15 protein-coding genes and 3 pseudogenes are annotated in these 18,272 nt (G+C 58.4%); 10 read left to right on the forward strand and 8 right to left on the reverse strand.

Translation table 11 applies throughout. From position 1 onward, the window contains the following. The first annotated feature begins 6 nt into the window (after positions 1–6). The 6 genes from PDMSB3_RS00070 to PDMSB3_RS00095 all read left to right on the forward strand — a co-directional run bounded on the left by PDMSB3_RS00070 (position 7) and on the right by PDMSB3_RS00095 (position 6,743). Positions 7–810, forward strand: coding sequence for a DUF4123 domain-containing protein (locus PDMSB3_RS00070; RefSeq protein ID WP_165184162.1), 804 nt, complete (start codon positions 7–9; stop codon positions 808–810). A gap of 36 nt (positions 811–846) precedes the next feature. Then, positions 847–3,408: a T6SS effector BTH_I2691 family protein gene (locus PDMSB3_RS00075; protein WP_165184164.1), complete on the forward strand. Its 2,562-nt coding sequence runs from the start codon at positions 847–849 to the stop codon at positions 3,406–3,408. Between the two features lie 10 nt (positions 3,409–3,418). Next, entirely contained in the window at positions 3,419–4,387 is a 969-nt protein-coding gene (locus PDMSB3_RS00080; RefSeq protein ID WP_154875262.1) for a DUF6708 domain-containing protein, read from the forward strand. Between the two features lie 188 nt (positions 4,388–4,575). Further along, entirely contained in the window at positions 4,576–5,094 is a 519-nt protein-coding gene (locus PDMSB3_RS00085; RefSeq protein WP_154875263.1) for a hypothetical protein, read from the forward strand. 215 nt (positions 5,095–5,309) lie between these two features. Continuing rightward, the gene (locus PDMSB3_RS00090) at positions 5,310–5,594 is read left to right on the forward strand and encodes a PAAR domain-containing protein (RefSeq protein ID WP_154875264.1); all 285 of its coding nucleotides are present in this window, start codon (positions 5,310–5,312) and stop codon (positions 5,592–5,594) included. 180 nt (positions 5,595–5,774) lie between these two features. Continuing rightward, positions 5,775–6,743: a DUF6708 domain-containing protein gene (locus PDMSB3_RS00095; protein ID WP_165184167.1), complete on the forward strand. Its 969-nt coding sequence runs from the start codon at positions 5,775–5,777 to the stop codon at positions 6,741–6,743. A 235-nt stretch (positions 6,744–6,978) separates the two neighbouring features. Here the strand turns inward: PDMSB3_RS00095 and PDMSB3_RS00100 are convergent. Beyond that, positions 6,979–7,479: pseudogene (locus tag PDMSB3_RS00100) on the reverse strand (plasmid partitioning protein RepB C-terminal domain-containing protein); the annotation flags it as partial. Positions 7,480–7,641: 162 nt separating this feature from the next. On the opposite strand from PDMSB3_RS00100, the gene istA (PDMSB3_RS00105) reads away from it, so the two are divergent. Then, positions 7,642–9,135: an IS21 family transposase gene (istA, locus tag PDMSB3_RS00105; RefSeq protein ID WP_011487988.1), complete on the forward strand. Its 1,494-nt coding sequence runs from the start codon at positions 7,642–7,644 to the stop codon at positions 9,133–9,135. Beyond that, positions 9,132–9,950: an IS21-like element helper ATPase IstB gene (gene istB / locus PDMSB3_RS00110; RefSeq protein ID WP_011487989.1), complete on the forward strand. Its 819-nt coding sequence runs from the start codon at positions 9,132–9,134 to the stop codon at positions 9,948–9,950. Before istA (PDMSB3_RS00105) ends, istB (PDMSB3_RS00110) begins: the two co-directional genes overlap by 4 nt. 70 nt (positions 9,951–10,020) lie before the next feature. Here the strand turns inward: istB (PDMSB3_RS00110) and PDMSB3_RS00115 are convergent. The 7 genes and pseudogenes from PDMSB3_RS00115 to PDMSB3_RS00145 all read right to left on the reverse strand — a co-directional run. Then, positions 10,021–10,431 (reverse strand): annotated as a pseudogene (locus PDMSB3_RS00115) (ParB/RepB/Spo0J family partition protein); the annotation flags it as partial. 84 nt (positions 10,432–10,515) lie between these two features. After that, complete coding sequence (gene istB, locus PDMSB3_RS00120; RefSeq protein ID WP_007176182.1) at positions 10,516–11,352, reverse strand: IS21-like element helper ATPase IstB; 837 nt, start codon at positions 11,350–11,352, stop codon at positions 10,516–10,518. Next, positions 11,349–12,416, reverse strand: a complete 1,068-nt coding sequence (istA, locus tag PDMSB3_RS00125; protein ID WP_021163056.1) for an IS21 family transposase — start codon at positions 12,414–12,416, stop codon at positions 11,349–11,351. The genes istB (PDMSB3_RS00120) and istA (PDMSB3_RS00125) overlap by 4 nt, the downstream gene beginning before the upstream one ends. A 44-nt stretch (positions 12,417–12,460) precedes the next feature. After that, positions 12,461–13,396 (reverse strand): ParB/RepB/Spo0J family partition protein, encoded by a 936-nt coding sequence (locus PDMSB3_RS00130; protein WP_165184169.1) that lies wholly within the window; start codon positions 13,394–13,396, stop codon positions 12,461–12,463. Beyond that, positions 13,393–14,958 carry a recombinase family protein gene (locus PDMSB3_RS00135; protein WP_165184172.1) on the reverse strand — a complete coding sequence of 522 codons (1,566 nt, stop codon included), beginning with the start codon at positions 14,956–14,958 and terminating at the stop codon, positions 13,393–13,395. The genes PDMSB3_RS00130 and PDMSB3_RS00135 overlap by 4 nt, the downstream gene beginning before the upstream one ends. A gap of 169 nt (positions 14,959–15,127) precedes the next feature. Next, the gene (locus PDMSB3_RS00140) at positions 15,128–15,571 is read right to left on the reverse strand and encodes a hypothetical protein (protein WP_165184174.1); all 444 of its coding nucleotides are present in this window, start codon (positions 15,569–15,571) and stop codon (positions 15,128–15,130) included. A gap of 993 nt (positions 15,572–16,564) precedes the next feature. Next, positions 16,565–16,678 (reverse strand): annotated as a pseudogene (locus tag PDMSB3_RS00145) (IS21 family transposase); the annotation flags it as partial. Between the two features lie 137 nt (positions 16,679–16,815). Between PDMSB3_RS00145 and PDMSB3_RS38380 the strand changes: the two are divergent. Continuing rightward, positions 16,816–16,974, forward strand: a complete 159-nt coding sequence (locus PDMSB3_RS38380) for a glycoside hydrolase family protein (protein WP_407670557.1) — start codon at positions 16,816–16,818, stop codon at positions 16,972–16,974. 46 nt (positions 16,975–17,020) lie between these two features. Then, positions 17,021–18,255 (forward strand): IS3 family transposase gene (locus PDMSB3_RS00150; protein ID WP_165184177.1). Its coding sequence is split into 2 segments (ribosomal slippage): positions 17,021–17,375 and positions 17,375–18,255, totalling 1,236 coding nucleotides; the frame shifts between segments, so codons are not numbered across the junction. Positions 18,256–18,272: the final 17 nt, after the last annotated feature.

Below are 18,272 nucleotides of genomic sequence, written 5' to 3' on the forward strand. Positions count from 1 at the left end.
GTACCCATGGACCAGTACCTGATTGTGGAGCCCGACAACGGCCTCGTTGACCTTGGCACGGCGCCACGGATGTACGAAGTCGGCGAGATTGTCCCGGCTGCGATGCCGGAACTCAAAGGGGTGATGCCGATGCTTTACGCAGTGGAGCACCCTGAACAGCAACTTCCGGCTATCGAGACCATTGCGGCTCGGGACCTGCAGGAGGGCCTCGCACCGCGCGTCTGTGCGCTGCTTGAGACTGATGCAAGCGCCGATGCATTGATGCGGCACGTCAGTGGCATGCTTGCGCTGCCGCGCGAATCCGAGGGCCACTCGGTATTCCGATTCTACGACCCTCGGGTGTTTCGCAACCTTGGATGGGTGCTTCGACCGGAACAGCTATCGCTCGTGTTCGGACCGGTGCTGCGCTGGCGCTATTTCTCAGACAGTGGATGGCTGACAGTGGAGCGTCCGGCGGTCGCGCCTGCTCAACGCCTGTCGCCGTCGACTGACCAGTGGGCATCGCTGCGCCGCCTTCATCTCATCGAGCAGGCACTGCAGTCCATCCGGAACGCTGGGGAGCCCGTTGATGAGCGCACCCCTCGTCAGCTCGACGCCCTGTTCACGAAGGGAGCCCGATATCGCCTCGCGGGAGAGGACCTGACGGTGTTTGCCGTACAGGGCTCGCTGGTCTCACCGAATTTCGACCGACATCCGAAGGTCGCCGCGGCGCTTCAGCCGGGGCAGACGTCGTCGTACTCGGAAATCACCGCTTTGTGGACCGATGAAAACTGGGCGCAGATTGCGCAGGAAGCGGCGCTGTACGCGTAACGCAACAACACATAACGCAAGGCAGAGAGAGTAACTATGGGTACCATTCCGAAGGTCCAGGCCGCATCGGCAAACGCCAAAGCCAATGCAGCGTGCCAGAAGTCCTGCAACATGTGTGAAAAGACGGGTCTTCTGATTCTGCCGGTACGGTATTCGGCAGCTGCCGCGACCAATGCGCACAATCTCGGCGCGGCCACGGCGCTTGCGTTACCGAAGGGACCGTTTGGTGACGGCGTCACAGGCGTAGGTGCCAAGAAGGCGACCTACTTCTTGCGCTCGGTGCGCAAAGGGTTCATCCACGTCTATTACCCATCCCAAAGCAAGTGGCAAATCTATGGCGTGACGTCCGAAGGCTATGTCTTCAACTACCCGCTCGACGTCGACCTGCCCGAAACGCAGGAGAAAGGATTCAACTGTCAGCAGACCGGGCACAAGGAACTCGCGCAGTGCATCAGCATCGACCATCCGCAGAAGGCAGGCAAGGTCTATCTGGCTTTCAGCGACGTACGCTGGACGGCTCCTGTGCGCAAGCGTTATGAAGCCAACGAAAATGGTTGCAGGGACCACCGGATGCAGCTCTTCGATGCAGCGGGATGGGCGAACGGCAGCCATTCGCAGAAGCATGCCCAGACCATTGCGCACGTTACCGACTATGTGCTCGAGTACAAGGGCGGCGTGGACGTCGCTGCATCTTGCTCGCCGTTTGCCTTCAAGGACCGCGCAAGCGAAGCGAGCGGGCTCAAGCAATTTACGGACGCACACGACAAGGGCAATGGCGTCTTCTTCGCACTTTGGGACCCAGCTGGCATCACGCAGGAGCTCAACGCCGAGCAGTTTGTAGCGATGGGTGCGGCCATGAAGCCGTATCAGAGAAAAATGTGGACGGCGAGCGCGATTGACGGAATGAAATCCTCTATCGAAGAAAGTGCAGAGGAGGACGAGAATGCGGCCGCAGAGCAGCTCAAGGGACAGTCGGCTGAAACGTACGCCCTTTACTCCCTGTTTGATGGGGGGAAGGCCTACGAAAAGGCGGTCAAGTCCATCGACGAGCAGAAGGAACGGGAGATGGATTCGGTGAAGGCAGCTGCCTGGAAGCCGTACACCGAATCCTACAGCCAGAATGCGGTGACGCAGTTCCGCAATGACATGAAGACGCAGATGCAACAGATAGAAGACACGGTGCTCAACCCGCTCGCAGACGACTATGTCGCCTGGCTAAAGGGCACGCAGCTGAGGACGGTGTTTGCGTGGGACTTCCATGAACTCGATGTAGCAAAGGGCGTCGAATACGCCGAACTCTTCTACGCATGTATATATGGGTCGGCTGACCGCAGGGTGGTCTATGACCTGGTCCTCGAATGGGCCAAGGGAGACTTGAAGGACCGCCACAATCCGCTTCTGCGTTCGATGATTCTGAACCACGACCCGTCGGCTGAAAAACTGAAGGAAGCGGCAGGATTCCCTATGCTTGAAGTGCGGGAGCCGGCCGCGAAGCTCATTGAGCTGAACCACTCTGCCAACGAGATTCTCGAGAAGGAAGGCCGGGGCCTGATTGTGCGGGCCGACAAGGCAGTGGCTGGCATGCTGCACGAGCTGGGTGGTCCGATTGCCGGCTTTATCGCCAAGACTGGCGATACAGCGAGTGTCCGGGTTCTCACAGCGTGCATGAGTCTGCGTTCGCGCACCACCGTCATCTACAAGCCCGTCGAAGGAACCGTCAACCAGTGGATTTCCTATATGGCGCGCCAGATGTACGAACAGATGCCCGCGAACAAACGTCCAAGCCTGGGTTCGCTGAACGCGAACCTGCGTAAGACTTTCCAGAGCTCTTCTCCCAAGGATGGCCCAATCAAGGTTCCGCAGTTCATTGTCTTCAACGCCGATGAGGCTCTCCAGGCGTCATCGGGCGCTACTTCCCTCAGTGGCAGGGGGACGGCAATCTTTGCACCGGGCGTGCGCGCGGTATTGACGGAAGAGAACATCAATGCGAGCTTTCTTCCAAAATTTCGGGCTGCGACACAGGGTGAAGTTGGATACGGCGTCATCGGGGTTATCTTCAATGCGGTGAACTGGATGTTGGCTAGCAAGGAGTTGGCAAAGTCCAGTGCGCTGAACCGCAAGGAGAACCATGACAAGTTCGTTGCTGCTATCGTCTCAACGTGTGCGGCGTCCTTCCAGACGGTTGGTAATGGAATGAAGGCATTTAGCAAACTGGGGGGGCGTTATTCGCAGCTGTTGCTGAAATGGGGCACCGTTATCGAAATTGCCTTCCGTGTCGTAGGTGCGGTAGCCGGATTGGTCGGGGCGTGGTATGACCTTCAGCAATTCAAGACCGAACGAGAGTCCGGACATGCGGGCCTAGCCTCCTTGTATTTTGCATCTGCCGTTACAAACGGCCTGCTTTGCCTTGCCATGATTGCCGGCGCGACCGTCCTGATTTTTGCGCTTATGGTTGTGCTTGTTGTCATCGGTCTTTTAATAGCATGGAAGAAGCACCGGGAAATCGAGGAATGGCTCAATAAGTGCTTCTTCGGTACAGCGACGGAAAAGTTCTCAGAACTCGACGAACGCAAGCAGTTCGAAGCGCTGACCTCATAAGCGAGTCACCATGGCATACGATTACCTGACAAAGATTCGAATCAACCGTCCACTAACCGAGGAAGAGGTCGCACGGCGCATTAATGTTCACAAGCCCGTCGTCGATGAAGCTGCCGATGCTTACACCGTGTTCGGGATGAACGATGTTTATCTCGAAGTCTGCGACGCTTCTTACTCGCAGGTTGGCTGGGGCCTTCTTGCTTTCCTGCTTTGTTTCCCAGCATTTGCTTTACTCACCGTGGAAGCCGCGCAGAGCGCGATTGTCGATACGCCGGCGATGGTCAGGAACGGTGAACAGGGGGTGTTCAGTGCCGGCATGTGGGTCTTCACCGTGATTACGGTGCTGTGCTGCGTGCTCACGGTTGTGATACTTCTGCGCGATTGCTTCAACTACAGGCACAAGGCCGTGCGCTTCAATCGCCAGACGCGAATGGTGTACGCCTTCCGGCACAACGGGCCGGGCGGAGTACTCGCGGTACCTTGGGACAAGGCGTTTTTCTACCCGCACCGGTTGCCTTCCAATGGGCTGGCGGGGGGAGCGCCAACACTGATGCGGTGCTTTGTCCTTGACGACGCCGGAAAGAAAATCGTCAACACGTTCAGCTTCGGTGCTCGTACGGTCAACGGCGCAGACGAGTCCACTCCGATTGGCAAACAGGTCCTCTATCAGGTTCAGGCCAACTTCGAGTTCATCCGGCGGTACATGGAGCAGGGTCCGGACGCGCTACCGAAGGTCGAACGGTATCTTCCGCGAGGCCCCTCTCTGCGCGCCTCAATGAGCGTCTGGTTCTATGGCATAGGAGCTGTCGGCAGTGCTGGCGGTGCCATGCGCGTTGTCACCATCCTGCTTTCGGGGCCGATATTCCTGCTGTCGATACTGCATTACATTGCGCAACTGACGAGCCGGGAGCCGGTATGGCCGACCGAGATAGAAGCCGCCTGCGGCAACTCAGCGTCGCCCGCAATGGCTCAAGCCTGAGATTGCGGGCTTCCTTTGCTGTGTGAACGCGCTACTACTGTCTCGCCCGGATTCGCTTGAGTGAACTGCCAGACCTGCGTCGCGGCCAAGGTCAGCACGTTAGCCCCGTGTCGCAACGCCACTCCCTTCCGGGCACTGATTCGCACGCGGGCAAACACGTCAACATTTAACTTGTCACCATATATCCGATGCGAAAGAAATGCGGCCTTCTCTTCTGTGCGACGACGCTGATTTTCCTCACAGCCTGCCCCAGCGCATCAGACAGCCCGCTAGCTCGCGCAGCCGCCACGCTCGCAAAGACGGAGGCCCCACATGACGCCCAGTGGGTCCAACTCGAAAGCAGTGACGCGGCCGTGCAGGAGTGTGCTATCAAGTTCCCGGACGCTGACCACCCTTGGACCGCGCGTATCGGACTTAAGCCGGGGCAATATGCTATTCACGCTCGCATCCAACAAGATGGGACAACTGGTTCCTGGTCGTCAGGCGAGGTATGGTCGGACGCGAAGACCGATGACGGCAAAGACACGCTGGATGAGAGCACGCTCAAGGCGAGGTTGCATGACTGCGCCACGCACGTAATGTCCGTCGGTTTGCTTGAGAGCAATCTTGGCCCCGACAACGCCGTCGTAACGGGACTACGTGCGCTGGAAAAGCAGGATATCGAGAATGCGAAGGCGCTTCGCAAATCGGCGCAGAGCGGCAGCTAGGGCTGGTGTGCCGTCAAACAGCCAATTCGAGTTCACAGCATCGCGACACCACCGAAGCGGCGTTGAGGTCATTTGATATTCGCCGTCAGTGCTGACGTTAAAACCGAAGCGTTGTTTGATGGGATTCCCGCGTGGCCTGACCGCAAGAGTTTCGGCGCAGAAACACGCTCTGCCATTTGCCGGAATTTATTGAGCGAGAAGGAGGATGTCTTACCATGAGCCGCAAATTTATACTGAAAGACGACACGACTACCCACAACGGTGTGGTGCTAGACGGCATCGCAGGTTCGTCGTTCGACGGCCGACCGTTGGCCTATCTTGGGGCTCCTGTATCGTGCCACACGTGCAACACCGAGGGCATCATCATCAGCGATGGCTCGCCTCATACGATGAGTGTGATGGGCAAGCAGGTCGCGCTCGAGAACGATTTATGCCAGTGCAAATGCGAGCCTCTTCCGAAGCTGGTGGCGTCGCAGACCATGGGCTCACTAACATCCTGATTGGCGCAAGCTCATTGCGGTCTAGCGACGACTTAACAGTTTTCATTCAAAGAGAGTCGGTGGTCGATAAGCCGTGGACAAAGTGCCGCGACTAGGGTGAACTGCTGGTGCCCGCCGAGTCGTTTCGCGAGCTGCCTCGGAGCTTAAGAGGAATCGCTAGGGCATCGTAAGCGAGAAGATATGGCGTATGACTACATGACCAGGGTGGGGCTGAATCGCCCAGTTGACGAGAGTGAAGCGACGCGGCGCATAGACGTCCGCAAACCGGTCGCCGCCGAGGCTGCTGACGCCTATACCGTGTTCGGCATGAACGATGTGTACCTGGAGGTTTGTGACGGCTCATATTCGCAGGTTGGATGGTGTCTGCTTGCCTTCCTGGTTGGGTTCCCTGCGTTCATATTTTTCACGGTCACTGCGATACAGGGCGCTGTGGAGATAACTCCGGCGATGGTCAGGAACGGTGAGCAGGGAGTCTTCAGCGCCGGGATGTGGTTTTTTGCGGTGGTGGGAGTGCTTAGCTGCGTGTTCACGGCGTTGCTTCTCCTGCGCGACTGCTTCAACTACCGGCACAAATCTGTGCGGTTCAACCGCAAGACTCGCACGGTGTATGCGTTTCGGCACAACGGCCCGTGCGGTGTCATCGCCGTTCCATGGGATAAGGCATTCTTCTTTGTACACCGGCTGCCCTCCAACGCCACGTTTGGCGGAGCGCCCACTCTGATGCGCTGTTTCGTTCTTGACGACTCCGGCAAGAAAATCGTTGACACCTTCAGCTTTGGGCTTCGGACAGTCAACGGAGCGAAAGAGTCCACGCGCTACGGCAAACAGGTGCTTTATCAGGTCCAGGCCAACTTCGAGTTCATTCGCCGTTACATGGAAAGCGGTCCGGATTCGCTGCCACCCGTGAAAAACTATCTGCCGCGCGGCCCCTCTCTTCGAGCTTCCATGAGCCTATGGTTCTACGGACTGCGCGACATTAGCGGCGTTAGCACGGGACTCCGCATTTTTTCCACCGTACTCAGTGTGCCGGTTTTTTTGCTGTCCGTGCTCCACTACATTGCCCAGCTAACCTGTCGTGAACCGATATGGCCGGAGGACGTCGAGGCAGCATGCGACAACGTCCGGGCAGCGGTTGTAGCGGAAGTGTGACTGGCGACGGACGCCGCCCTATGCAATGGCCTTAGAAGGCGCGAGCCCGTTTGGCCCGCGGACGTCGAGGTTGCCTGCTTCTAGACGATGTTGGCGATGTAAAACGGCGTCGCTGTTGAACAAAAACCAGAGGAAGGTGCAGCATTGCCATTGCGTGGCGCAGACGTCAAAGCGATGGCGCTCATCTCGCAGTGCGTCGTACGCGGCGTGTTACAGCCACGATGTCAGGGTTCGACTAGAGGACTGTGCCGAATTGCTGCTGGTCGAGGGAAATGGTTGCAATGATGGACTCGAACTCCGCCATCAAATCCGGATGGTGTTGGGCAATGTATTGCCGTGCAGATTCGTTTTCGAGTAGCTTGGCGAGATACCCTTTCGCAAGCACCAGGTTCAACACGTCTTGACCGTAAGTCTGTTCCACGAGCTTGTACTGCCCCTGCAGATTGCTCATTTCCCGCTCCATTTTCGCCATCTGCTCCGGGCTAACGCCGGTCAGTTTGCGTGGCTTCTTGCCCTCCACAAGGCGCGCTGCAGGGGTAGCGACCAACAATGCCTCGGCGTAGGAGACTGACACATTGTTAGCGGCCACCATCAGCTCAACGCATTCGACCTGCCGCGTGGGCTTCATTTTGCGAATAGCGCGAACAAGCTCCGGCGAGAACTGCCGGTCGACGAGAAGTTTAGCCGCTTCCGGACAAACGCCGTCGAGCAGCGACGCCTTCTTTATAATTTGTGTGGGCGGCGACAATTATCTTGGCCGGTCGTTGACGATTGCTTTGGCCGGTGGTGAGGAGTCGTAGGCGGCGAAGCCGCCGGAGACGACGAGCCACCGGCAGCGCTGTGTCGGCGGGGCTTTAGGATTGGGCTGATCGAAGCTTAAAGAAGAAGCGGTCAGCTCATGTCTGGAACCCGCATTACCGACCAACAGGTTTGTCTCTACATGAACAAGCGCAAATGTCATTCGCAGGAAGTCGCCGCCGCCAAGACCGGCATCAGCGTGCGTACGGCGCGACGCATCGAGCGCGATGCCACGCTGCCGTCCCAGAAGCCACGTCAATCATGGCGGACCCGCCCTGATCCCTTCGTCGACGTTTGGGACAGCGAAGTCGTACCGTGGCTGCGCAACGCGCCCAACCTGATGGGCATCACGATCTTGCGCAAGCTGCAGGATGATCATCCGGATCGTTATCCCGATAGCATGCGTCGCACACTGGAGCGACGTATTCGTCAGTGGCGGGCACTCGAAGGGCCTAATCTGGAGGTGTTCTTCCCCCAGGAGCATCAACCCGGCGTGCGCGGACTGTCGGACTTCACCGATATGAGCAAGCTCTGCGTGACGATTGGCGGTGCGCCATTCGGCCACCGGTTGTATCACTTCGTGCTGGCGTTCTCGCGCTGGGAGTACGCGAATGTGATTGAAGGCGGCGAGAGTTTCGAAGCTCTCGCGGCCGGACTGCAGAACGCGCTGTGGCAGGCAGGTGGCTGCCCGCGCGAACATCGCTCTGACAGTCTGTCGGCCGCCTTCAAGAACCTGACCGAACAGCAGGACTTCACGACGCGTTACGCGGCGCTGCTCGATCACTACGGCATGGAGGGTACGCGCAACAATCGCGGTCTCGGTCACGAGAACGGCAGCGTGGAATCCTCGCATCGATATCTGAAGGAAGCGGTCGACCAGGCCCTGATGCTGCGCGGCCATCGCGACTTCGCGGACCGGGTGGCCTACGATGAATTCATCCGTGAGGTGGTGATGCGCCGAAACCGGCGCAACGCTGCGGCGTTTCGCATTGAGCGTGCACAGTTGCAGGATTTGCCTGAACGCCGCACCACTGACTTCGCCGAGGAAGAGGCGCTCGTGACCCGTTGCAGCACTTTCACCGTGCGGGGCATCCTGTACAGCGCGCCGTCGCGCCTGATCGGCCATCGCCTCAAGGTGCGTCTCTACGGAGACCGGCTCGACTGCTATCTGTCAGGCGCACTGGTGCACAGTACGCCGCGAGGCTCCCGTGCAGCCGACAACCGCCACGCGCTTGATTACCGACACTTCATTGACTCACTCAGGCGCAAGCCGCAGGCGTTCAAGGGGCTTGCGTTTCGTGATGCCCTGTTTCCTCGCGAAGCCTATCGCCGGACCTGGGAGCAGCTCGAGGGGAAACTGTCGCAACGTCTGGCCTGCAAGAGCATGGTGGGCCTGCTAGAACTCGCGGGGCACCACGGTGTTGAAGCGGTGCTGGCCGAACGGCTTGAAGCGTTGCTTGCAGCCGGTGAGCTGCCCGATCTGAAGCAGTTGCGCGACGAGTTCGCGCCGCGTCAGGCCTTGTGTCCCGAAGTGGTGGTCGACATGCCACCCGTGGCGATCTATGACGAACTGCTCGACCAGGTGGCAGCATGAACGCTCCCGCCCATGACAACGGCCGTCTGGCCCTGATGCTCAACGAGCTGCGTTTGCCGACCATCGGCAGGTTGTGGCCCGAGTTCGCGGAACGATCTGACAAGGAAGGCTGGCCGGCCACCCGGCTACTCGGCGCATTGCTCGAGCACGAACTGGCTGAACGAGCTAAACGACGTATCGAGCGCCACCGAACCGAGTCACATCTGGACCCGACAAAGACACTTGCGACCTTCGACTTCGGCATGGTGCCCATGGTCTCGAAGGCGCATGTCACTGCGTTGGCAACCGGAGAATCCTGGCTGGAGAAAGGCGCCACGATTCTCCTGTTCGGGCCGCCTGGCGCCGGCAAGAGTCATCTGGGATCAGCCATCGGACACGCGTTGATCGACGCTGGCTACCGGGTGCTGTTCACGCGCACCAGTGAACTCGTCCAGAAGCTGCAGGCTGCACGCCAGAGCCTGCAATTGCCATCCGCGCTTGCGAAGCTCGATCGCTTCGATCTCATCATTCTGGATGACCTGTCGTACGCGCGCAAGGACCAGGCCGAAACCAGTGTGCTGTTCGAACTGATTGCCGAGAGGTATGAGCGCAAAAGTCTTTTAATAACGGCCAATCAGCCGTTCTCTGGCTGGAATGATGTGTTCCCCGACCCCGGTATGACGGTCGCAGCCATCGACCGGCTCGTCCATCACTCGACGATCTTCGAGCTGAACGTCGAAAGCTATCGCCGTCGTAAGGCCAGCGACAAACAGAGCGCTCGCCGGCGACAATTACCCGACGACAATTACGAGGGAGGCGCGACAATTATGAATTAGCCAGCGACAACTAAACCCGTCGACCGGCCAAGATAGTTGTCGCTGACCGGCCGTGCTGCTTGACGCCGTCTATTTGTGATACGTCCACGGAAAGAGATTTTGCCAATCGTTCGGGTGATACGCCTCTGTCGATTACGCGCCGAATCATATAGTGCTCCTGGATTGTCGACAGGCGATTGACCCGGTTGTTATAGGTATAGCTTTCGTCATCGGTCGCGACAAGGCAGGCAGTCCGTTCGTGGCCCAAGTCCTGGATGGCAAGTAATCGTAGATGCCCATCCAGCAGAACATGTTGCCCTGAAGACTGGTCCGCCGGCGTTACGGAAAGCGGTTCGATAAGGCCTACCTCCTCAATTGAGGTTCGTATCTGTCGAAATTTGCGCGATTGGACCACGGACGCGGGTATTCTCCGCGATGGCAAGATACTGGAGACAGGCACCGACAATGGCTCGGGGATGAATCCAAGAGTTACGCCAGTCATGTGACACTGTCAAACGCAATCTCAAGTTGATACAGCTTCGGACGCAAACGCAATTTGAATTTGATACACCTGCGCATACGGTTATTAGCTGAGTGCTGCCTCCTTCGAGTTGCGTTTGCGTTTGACATCGTCCGCGTCGTTCAGGTGCGGTGGTGGGATGCGGTTGATCATGCCGGCCTGACGTTTTTCCTTCAGCCTGTACGAGTCGCCGGAGATCGGCACGACGTGTGCGTGATGAAGCAGCCGGTCGAGGAGCGCCGCCGTGAGCGTTGCATCGTCAGCGAAGGTCTGGTCCCACTGGCCGAACGGAAGATTGCTGGTCAGGATGAGACTTCCGGTTTCGTACCGTTTGGCGACCACCTGGAAGAGCAGGTTCGCCTGCTCCCGGTCCATGGGCAGATACCCCATCTCGTCAATGATCAGAAGCCTGTATGGCTTCGTGATCCGCTTGATAGTTTCCTCCAGCTGGTTACGCCGCAACGCTGTCGTCAATTGCATCAGCAGATCGGCGGCAGTAATGAAGCGGGTGCGAAATCCGGCCTGCGTTGCACGATATCCAAGCGCGACGGCAAGATGGGTTTTGCCAACGCCACTGGGTCCGAGCAGCACGACATTCTCGGCACGCTCCACAAAGGCAAGACTGCCGAGTTCGAGAACCAATGCTTTCGGTACGCCGAGCGCGAATTCGAAGTCGAATTCATCAAGCGTCTTGATTGCCGGGAATCCAGCCAGACGCGTCAGCATCCGGCGCATTCGCTCCGCGCGTGCCATCGCTTCATCCTTCAAGGCCTGTTCGAGGAAGTCGAGATAGCCGAGCTCGCGTTTGGCGGCCATCTGGCCGAGGTGCGCAATCTGTGTCGGCAAGTGCAGCAGGTTGAGCTGCTTGCACAACACAGTCAGTCGTTCGAGCTGCGGCGTCATGCGCTTACCTCCTGTGCGCGGCTGAACGCGTCGTAGACCGACAACGGGTGCTGCAACGGTTTGTTCCACTCCGAGGTCGCGTACCGTGATGCTGGTTTCGGCTGCTGATGTGGCGTCGCTCCCGTTCGAACCGATCGTCCCACGTATGGTGCCGGCAGTGGCAGAAGATGCGGCCGCTCCTCGAGCAACACCTCGGCCGGAACCCGTTTGGTAGTGCCATGCACCCGGACGTTGGCGACGTCGCGCAACCACAGCCTGACGCGCTCATTGCACAGGCCGCAGTCGGCTGTGAGCCCTGCCTGTTTGAGCATTGAAACCAACGGGACCCAGAAGCTATAGCGCAGATATCCGTTCATACGCTCGACCTTGCCCTTCGTCTTCGCGCGGTATGGCTTGCACACGCGCGGCACGAACCCATGGTGTTTGGCGAAGTCAGCGAACCCCGGATGATATCGGTGCTGCTTCTTGCCATAGGCATCGCGTTTCAGAATCACCGTCTTCATGTTGTCGTACACGATCTCTCTGGTGACGCCGCCAAATGCCTCGAATGCCCGCACATGGCAAGCCAGCAGCGTTTCGATACGCATGTCGGTGACAAACTCCGCGTAGCTGACACGGCTGTAGCCCAACGTCGCAACGAACGCCGCGAGCATGCCGAGTTTGTGCCCCGGCTTACGAAACTCAATCCAGTCCATCTGCATCTGATGTCCCGGCTCTGTCTCGAATCTGACCACCGGGTCGGGGCGTGCAGCGGGGCGAAGCTTCTGCAGATACTCCTGCACCCGACGCAAACCGCCCGTGTAGCCGCGCTCCTCAATCTCCCGCTTGAGCACCGTCGCCGGAATCCAGTCCGGCTTCGCTGCTTCGACACGGCCCTGCAAATAGGCCTTGAAGGGCGCAAGCTTGCCGACGACTGGCTGACGGGCCTTACGCTGCGGCGGACCCGATTCCAGATACTTCCTGACTGTGTTGACTGCCATGCCGGTCTCGACCGCGATGTCCCGAAGGCTGTTTCCCTGGCGACGCAGAATCTCGATTTCCATGTACTCCTCGTAGCTGATCACGGGCCGCCCAAAAGGAGCAACCCTACAACGAGGTGTATCAATTCCTAACTGCGTTGCTGTATCAATTTACAACTGCGCGCGACAACACTCCCGCTTGGCCAAACGCGTTCGGCAAGATACTTCGGCAGGCTGGCCAGTCCCTCCGCGCGCAGCAGGTTGATGAAGTTCTCATCGGCAAACAGTTGCCTCAATGCACCGACCACAAATAGCAACCGCTGTTGCGTAAACTCGGCCTTTCTCACCATGGACTTCTGACGTTCTACCTCGTGCTCATACGTCCGCACGAGACTCGATGTGGTGACAGCGGCGGATTTGCTTGTCATATTGTGCGCCGTGCTTCGCCCAAGTGCTTTTCTGCGCTCGATGACGCGGCGAGCGCTCATCAGTTGCTTGCCCCGCAATTTTCCCGACTCATAGGCCTCCTGGAGCGCTGCCTGTATTTCAGCGTCGTCGTCGCCGGCGCCAACAATCATGAGGGCCGCATTCAGGGGGACGACGCCTTTCTCCACCGCAACGACAAGTCTCTCTTCTCCCTGGCGCAGTAGCGCGAGGATGCCATGAACGTAAGCCGGCGTAAGACCCGTCTTTTCGGCAATGACCTTCGGCGCATATCCCTGCTCCTGCAATTGCCGAATGCCGGCGAGCCGTTCGAGTGGGCGACACTGTCTGCGCGCGATGTTTTCCGTCAGACTCATGACGAACGAGTCCTCATCGCTGACGCTCACCACGAGTGCGGGAATAGTCGCTTCTCCGAGCGTGCGGAATGCCTTCAATCGCCCCTCGCCGCACACGAGCAGGTATTTTTCTATGCCGCCGGCCGTTGCTCGCGGCGTGACCACGATGGGTTTCTTGAGACCGATGGTCTTGATGTTGTCGACGATTTCATTGAAAACCCGGCCATTGCGTTCTCGCGGATTGATGACTTCAATCTGGGAGATGGGGACCATCCGGATTTCTCCGGGCTGCTGCCGCGCGTTCACGCTACTCTCCTGAGGCGCGCACGCTCGGCCATGCCATAGAGGTAGTCCAGCGTATCAAATCGATAACTCTCAAACTCGACTGGATTCTGGTCGGCGAGGTGAATACGCGGTTGTCCAAAATCCAGACGTGGCAAAAGATAGTAGTCCAGCGTCGATGCATTCGTTTGGTCGAGGCGCACCGCGACTGTTATATCCGGCAGGAGGCTCGTATCGAAGCGCACCTTCCAATGATTTCGGCCATTGTCATGCGCCTGGCAGCGCGCGAGCACGATGCACGCCGTGAATTCGTCGTTGACCGTCAGCAGGTCGGTTGCCGGGTCGCGCATCACCGTGCCGCCCAAATCCGCGATTTTCCTCTCCGTCTGCGCAATGATTTCCGGATGCAGTTGTCGCAGGAAGCGGTTGGTCTCAATGTATCGATAGTCTCTGCCAGGAGTAAAACCGACTGTCTGATAGGCGCGAATTAAACTGCCGAATCGGTACACATAGACCGACGTAGAAGGCATGCCATCTGTTTCGTCAATTACTACGCCGGACAGGAACCCGCGACTGCGGTACAGGTTGCGCAATCGTTCGATTAGCTCCTCATTCGAGTAATGCCGCGCCCTCGCTCTCATGATGCCCTGAGCCGTGTAGAACGTTTCGCCTGGCACAATTGCCTGAAATGCTCCCTCCTTTCGAATCCACATGTCCGGTGTGTTGGTCACCCGCATCTTTTTCAGCTTGAACGACACACGGTTATATACGTTGTTGCCGATGTATTTCTCGTTGGTCAATACTTCCCGTACCGTGGCCCGTGTCCACTCCCGGTCAAGGTCGGTCCGCACGTGCATGCCGTTCAGGCGAGCTGCGATTTCGTATTCGTCGAGCGACTCGTCGATAAACCAGTTATAGATTAGATTGACAGTTCGCACCTCGCTTTCCGGTCCCGGCATGAGGATTACCCGGTCCGTCTGCAGGCTTTTATGTTCGCCCCGGCACAGCTCCGCCTTCATGAGACCGTGCTCATCGACCAATACCCGGCGAAGCCCATAGCCGGCTGGGCCTCCTTGCCGGAAGCCCATCTCAATTAAACGGCACTGGCCGGCGAACACCTTCGCGGACAATTCGCGGCTGTACTCGCCAGCCATTGCCCGCTTTACCCCTTTCACGATGGTCGAGACAGGCGACCCGTCGTTCTCGAACTGCTCGGCGCAGTACGCAACCTGGATGCCAGCACGGCGGCAGATGTACTCGTAATACGCGCTCTCGTCGGCATCCTGGAATCGCCCCCAGCGACTCACGTCATAGACGAGGATTGCGCAGAAATCGGCCTTGCCATTGGCGACATCAGAGATGAGATTTTGGAGTGCCCGGCGACCGTCGATTCGAAGACCGCTTTTACCCTCGTCGGCATATGTGCGGACGATTTCGAATCCGCGGCGGGTCGCGTAGTCCCGAATTCGGTCGCGCTGGTTCTCGGTCGAATACTGCTGGTGCTCGGTCGACATGCGGACGTACTCAGCCGCCCTTCCTGCCAGGGAACCGGCTACGACAGCTCCACCCGCGTTATTGAATGACATTCTCCGCTCCGCAACTCAGACACAGACACGCGGCAGGCACCGAGCGCAAGGGGAGCCCCAAAGTACGAACGCCGCGGCTTCACATCAGGCGGTGGCGTTTGAAAGCGAACGGTGACAAGGCAAAGGTAGCAGGCCAAACGCCAATGTGTATCACGTCATCTCTTTGCAATCACATGGGCGGTGCTGGCGGCGCAGACAGCACGGCGATGTGGACGGTCCACGCGTCCATTTTTGCAGCGCTGGCATCATCCGCATGACACAGCACGTAGAAGCCAGAGCCCAGCGGCCGGGGGAGCTCGATGACATCCATCTTTGCAATCGGCTTGAAACTCCGCCGTGCATTGCGCATCCGCTGCATGCTGCTGTTGCGCTCGCGGTACGCCGGATGTGCAGCTCGATATTCGCGCCAATAGTCGGAGTGGCCTGCGCGCCATCTCGCCTGAGCACGGGCCTGGTTGTCGCGATAGTCACGGTCGATACGGAGCCGGTGGTTCTGCCAGTCGCGTCGACGGGCGCGCTGGCAAGCTTCCGACGAGCAGTAGCGCTGACGAGGAACATGCACCAGCGGCACGAACGCGTTGCCACACGCGAAACAGAGGCGGGGGGATTTCATGAGTGCCCTCGAGGTCGGATTGCGACGGGCAGACGCCGACGCCTCGACCAGTCACTGAAACGGCTGGCCTGAGACGAAATAGAGAGGGGTTTAACTCGGTAGTTGCTTCGTTAAACAGCCATCGCTGTCTGCTTGGCGCGTGAGTAGGCCAGTCTCAGAAACTTGGACATTTCTTGACAGCCGGCGTGCATCGAGATAGGGCGCTCACGACGGCCCTATGGGCGATGGCGATGGGAGAGCTTCGCCAGGAAGGTACCCCGCTGTCATGCCGGTTCAGCTGCGTGCAAAAAAATCTCACGCGATGCTTCCCCAAATCTCATCCGATGCGTCCCACAGTCCGCAGCGTGTTGTCTGACGGGCCCAAAAATCTCACGTTTTAAGTCTCGCTACATGTTGTTGTCGTAGGGCGCCAGAGTAAGTGCGACTGGCGCCACAGTTTTGCGACTGTGGGACGTAGTTAATGAGACTGGCCTACTTAGACGTGAAGTCACCGCCACTATTACGCGAAGGCCGTAAGAGTGATTGCGGCTGGCGCCAGAGTTTTAAGACTGGCAAGCGCTAGAAATCGGGAATACCCTTAGGTCGCGCTCGCGATGCAGTGGTCGGGAATCGTGCAGGGAAACAGAAATGATTGGACTGGCGCTGGGTTAGTTGGACTCGAATGTACGGAAATGATTGGATTTTCGCGCTTGTCTTCAGACAGCACTCATCGCTAGGTCCACGCTGTATGCGTTAGGGGGGAGATCGGGAATTGGAATGCTCGAATTGCCCCATTGACGAATGGAAAGGGTTGCAGATCATCAACCCGCAGCCTTTTCGCGTTTGGGTGCCAAGAAATTACTACGGAGGCCGGTCCGGTCAACATTGCTTCAAAGCAGCCGCCTCCGCGCAATTTGACTGCGGAGGAGCATCAGGTGCACGGGTGTCTCCGATTTCTGCCCTCGGTGCACGTGCGGCTCCTTCGAGGTAAAGGTCTCAAAAGCCGCCAAGGTTGTATCCGTTCATACGCTCGACCTTGCCCTTCGTCTTCGCGCGGTATGGCTTGCACACGCGCGGCACGAACCCATGGTGTTTGGCGAAGTCAGCGAACCCCGGATGATACAAGTGAGCGACTCGCAAAGCCGTGGCACGCGTCCGACCGCGTGTTGCCATTCTTAGCCGAGTGGGAGAGCGGAAGCCTCAACGGCGTGGTCCGGATCTTCTACAGCAATCACACTCACCACGATTATCACGTCACCAATGGCATGATCCTGACAGTCTACAACGACGACCAAGGCAACCCTACTGTAGGGTGCGGGCACCTCGTTGTGCCAGCCGACCATCTCCATGCAGGCGACACGATCACGCTTGAACGCGGACAACAGCTACTGCGTGCGGATCTCGTACTGGGGCGGCCCCCGTGAAAACCGGACACGAGGAACGCTTAAACTTTGAGGTAGTCTTACGCCTATGTTTAAGCCCAGCTCTAACGTGGAACCCATTGAAGTTTTGACCCAGCCCGAACAGCGCCGCAGGCGCTCTGTCGAGGAAAAGCTTGCGATAGTGCGCGAGACCTTCGAGCCCGGCGCAACCGTTTCCGGAGTTGCCCGTCGTCATCAAGTGAATGCAAACCAGGTGTTCGCCTGGCGCAAGCTCTATCAGGACGGAAGCCTGTCAGCGGTCAGTGCCGGCGAGCATGTGGTACCGGCATCGGACCTGGCCGAAGCGATGAAACAGATTCGTGAACTCCAGCGATTGCTGGGCAAGAAGACGATGGAAGTGGAAATCCTCCGCGAAGCAGTGGAGTACGGCCGGGCAAAAAAATTGATTGCGCGCTCACCATTGCTGCCAGGGGACGACCGATGAAGACGGTCTGTAATGTCCTGGGTGTGTCGCGCTCTAATCTCGCAGTGAAAATAAAGCGCGACGCCGAATGGGTCGACAAGCGCAAGACACCCGCCCGTGACGACATGCCGCTCGTTGCCGAGCTCCAGGAGTTGGTTGCTGATTTGCCTACTTACGGCTACCGGCGCGCCTGGGCTCTCCTACGCCGAAACCGGGAGGCACAGGGACAGCCTCGGGTTAATGCAAAACGGGTTTATCGGGTCACGCATACCCACGGCCTGCTGCTTGAGCGCCGCCCTCGACATCCCGAATCCAGGCGCCGGCACGATGGAAGGGTCGCGGTGGACCAGAGCAATGCGCGCTGGTGCTCGGACGGCTTCGAATTCCGCTGTGATGACGGCTCGCCGCTGCGCGTCATCTTTGCACTGGACTGCTGTGACCGGGAAGCCATGAGCTGGGCTGCGACCACTGGAGGCTATACCGGAGACATGGTGCGTGATGTCATGCTTCAAGCTGTAGAAAACCGTTTCGATGGTGCGTTAAAGGCCGACAACGAAATCGAATGGCTCAGCGACAACGGTTCCTGCTACATTGCCGAGGAGACGCTGACGTTCTCGAAAAAAGTGGGCCTGAAACCCATCACGACGCCGGTCAGAAGTCCGCAGAGCAACGGAATGGCCGAGAGCTTCGTCAAAACGATGAAGAGAGACTACGTCTCGTGGATGCCCAAGCCGGACGCGAGAACGGCGTTGCACAACCTGGCCATCGCGTTTGACCACTACAACGAGTCGCATCCGCACAGCGCCCTGAAATACTGCTCACCACGCGAGTTTCGCCAGCGAGCAGATTCACCAACCTAAGCGTGACCGCATGTCCG

The sequence above is a fragment of the Paraburkholderia dioscoreae genome (assembly GCF_902459535.1).
Classification (GTDB): Bacteria; Pseudomonadota; Gammaproteobacteria; order Burkholderiales; family Burkholderiaceae; genus Paraburkholderia; species Paraburkholderia dioscoreae.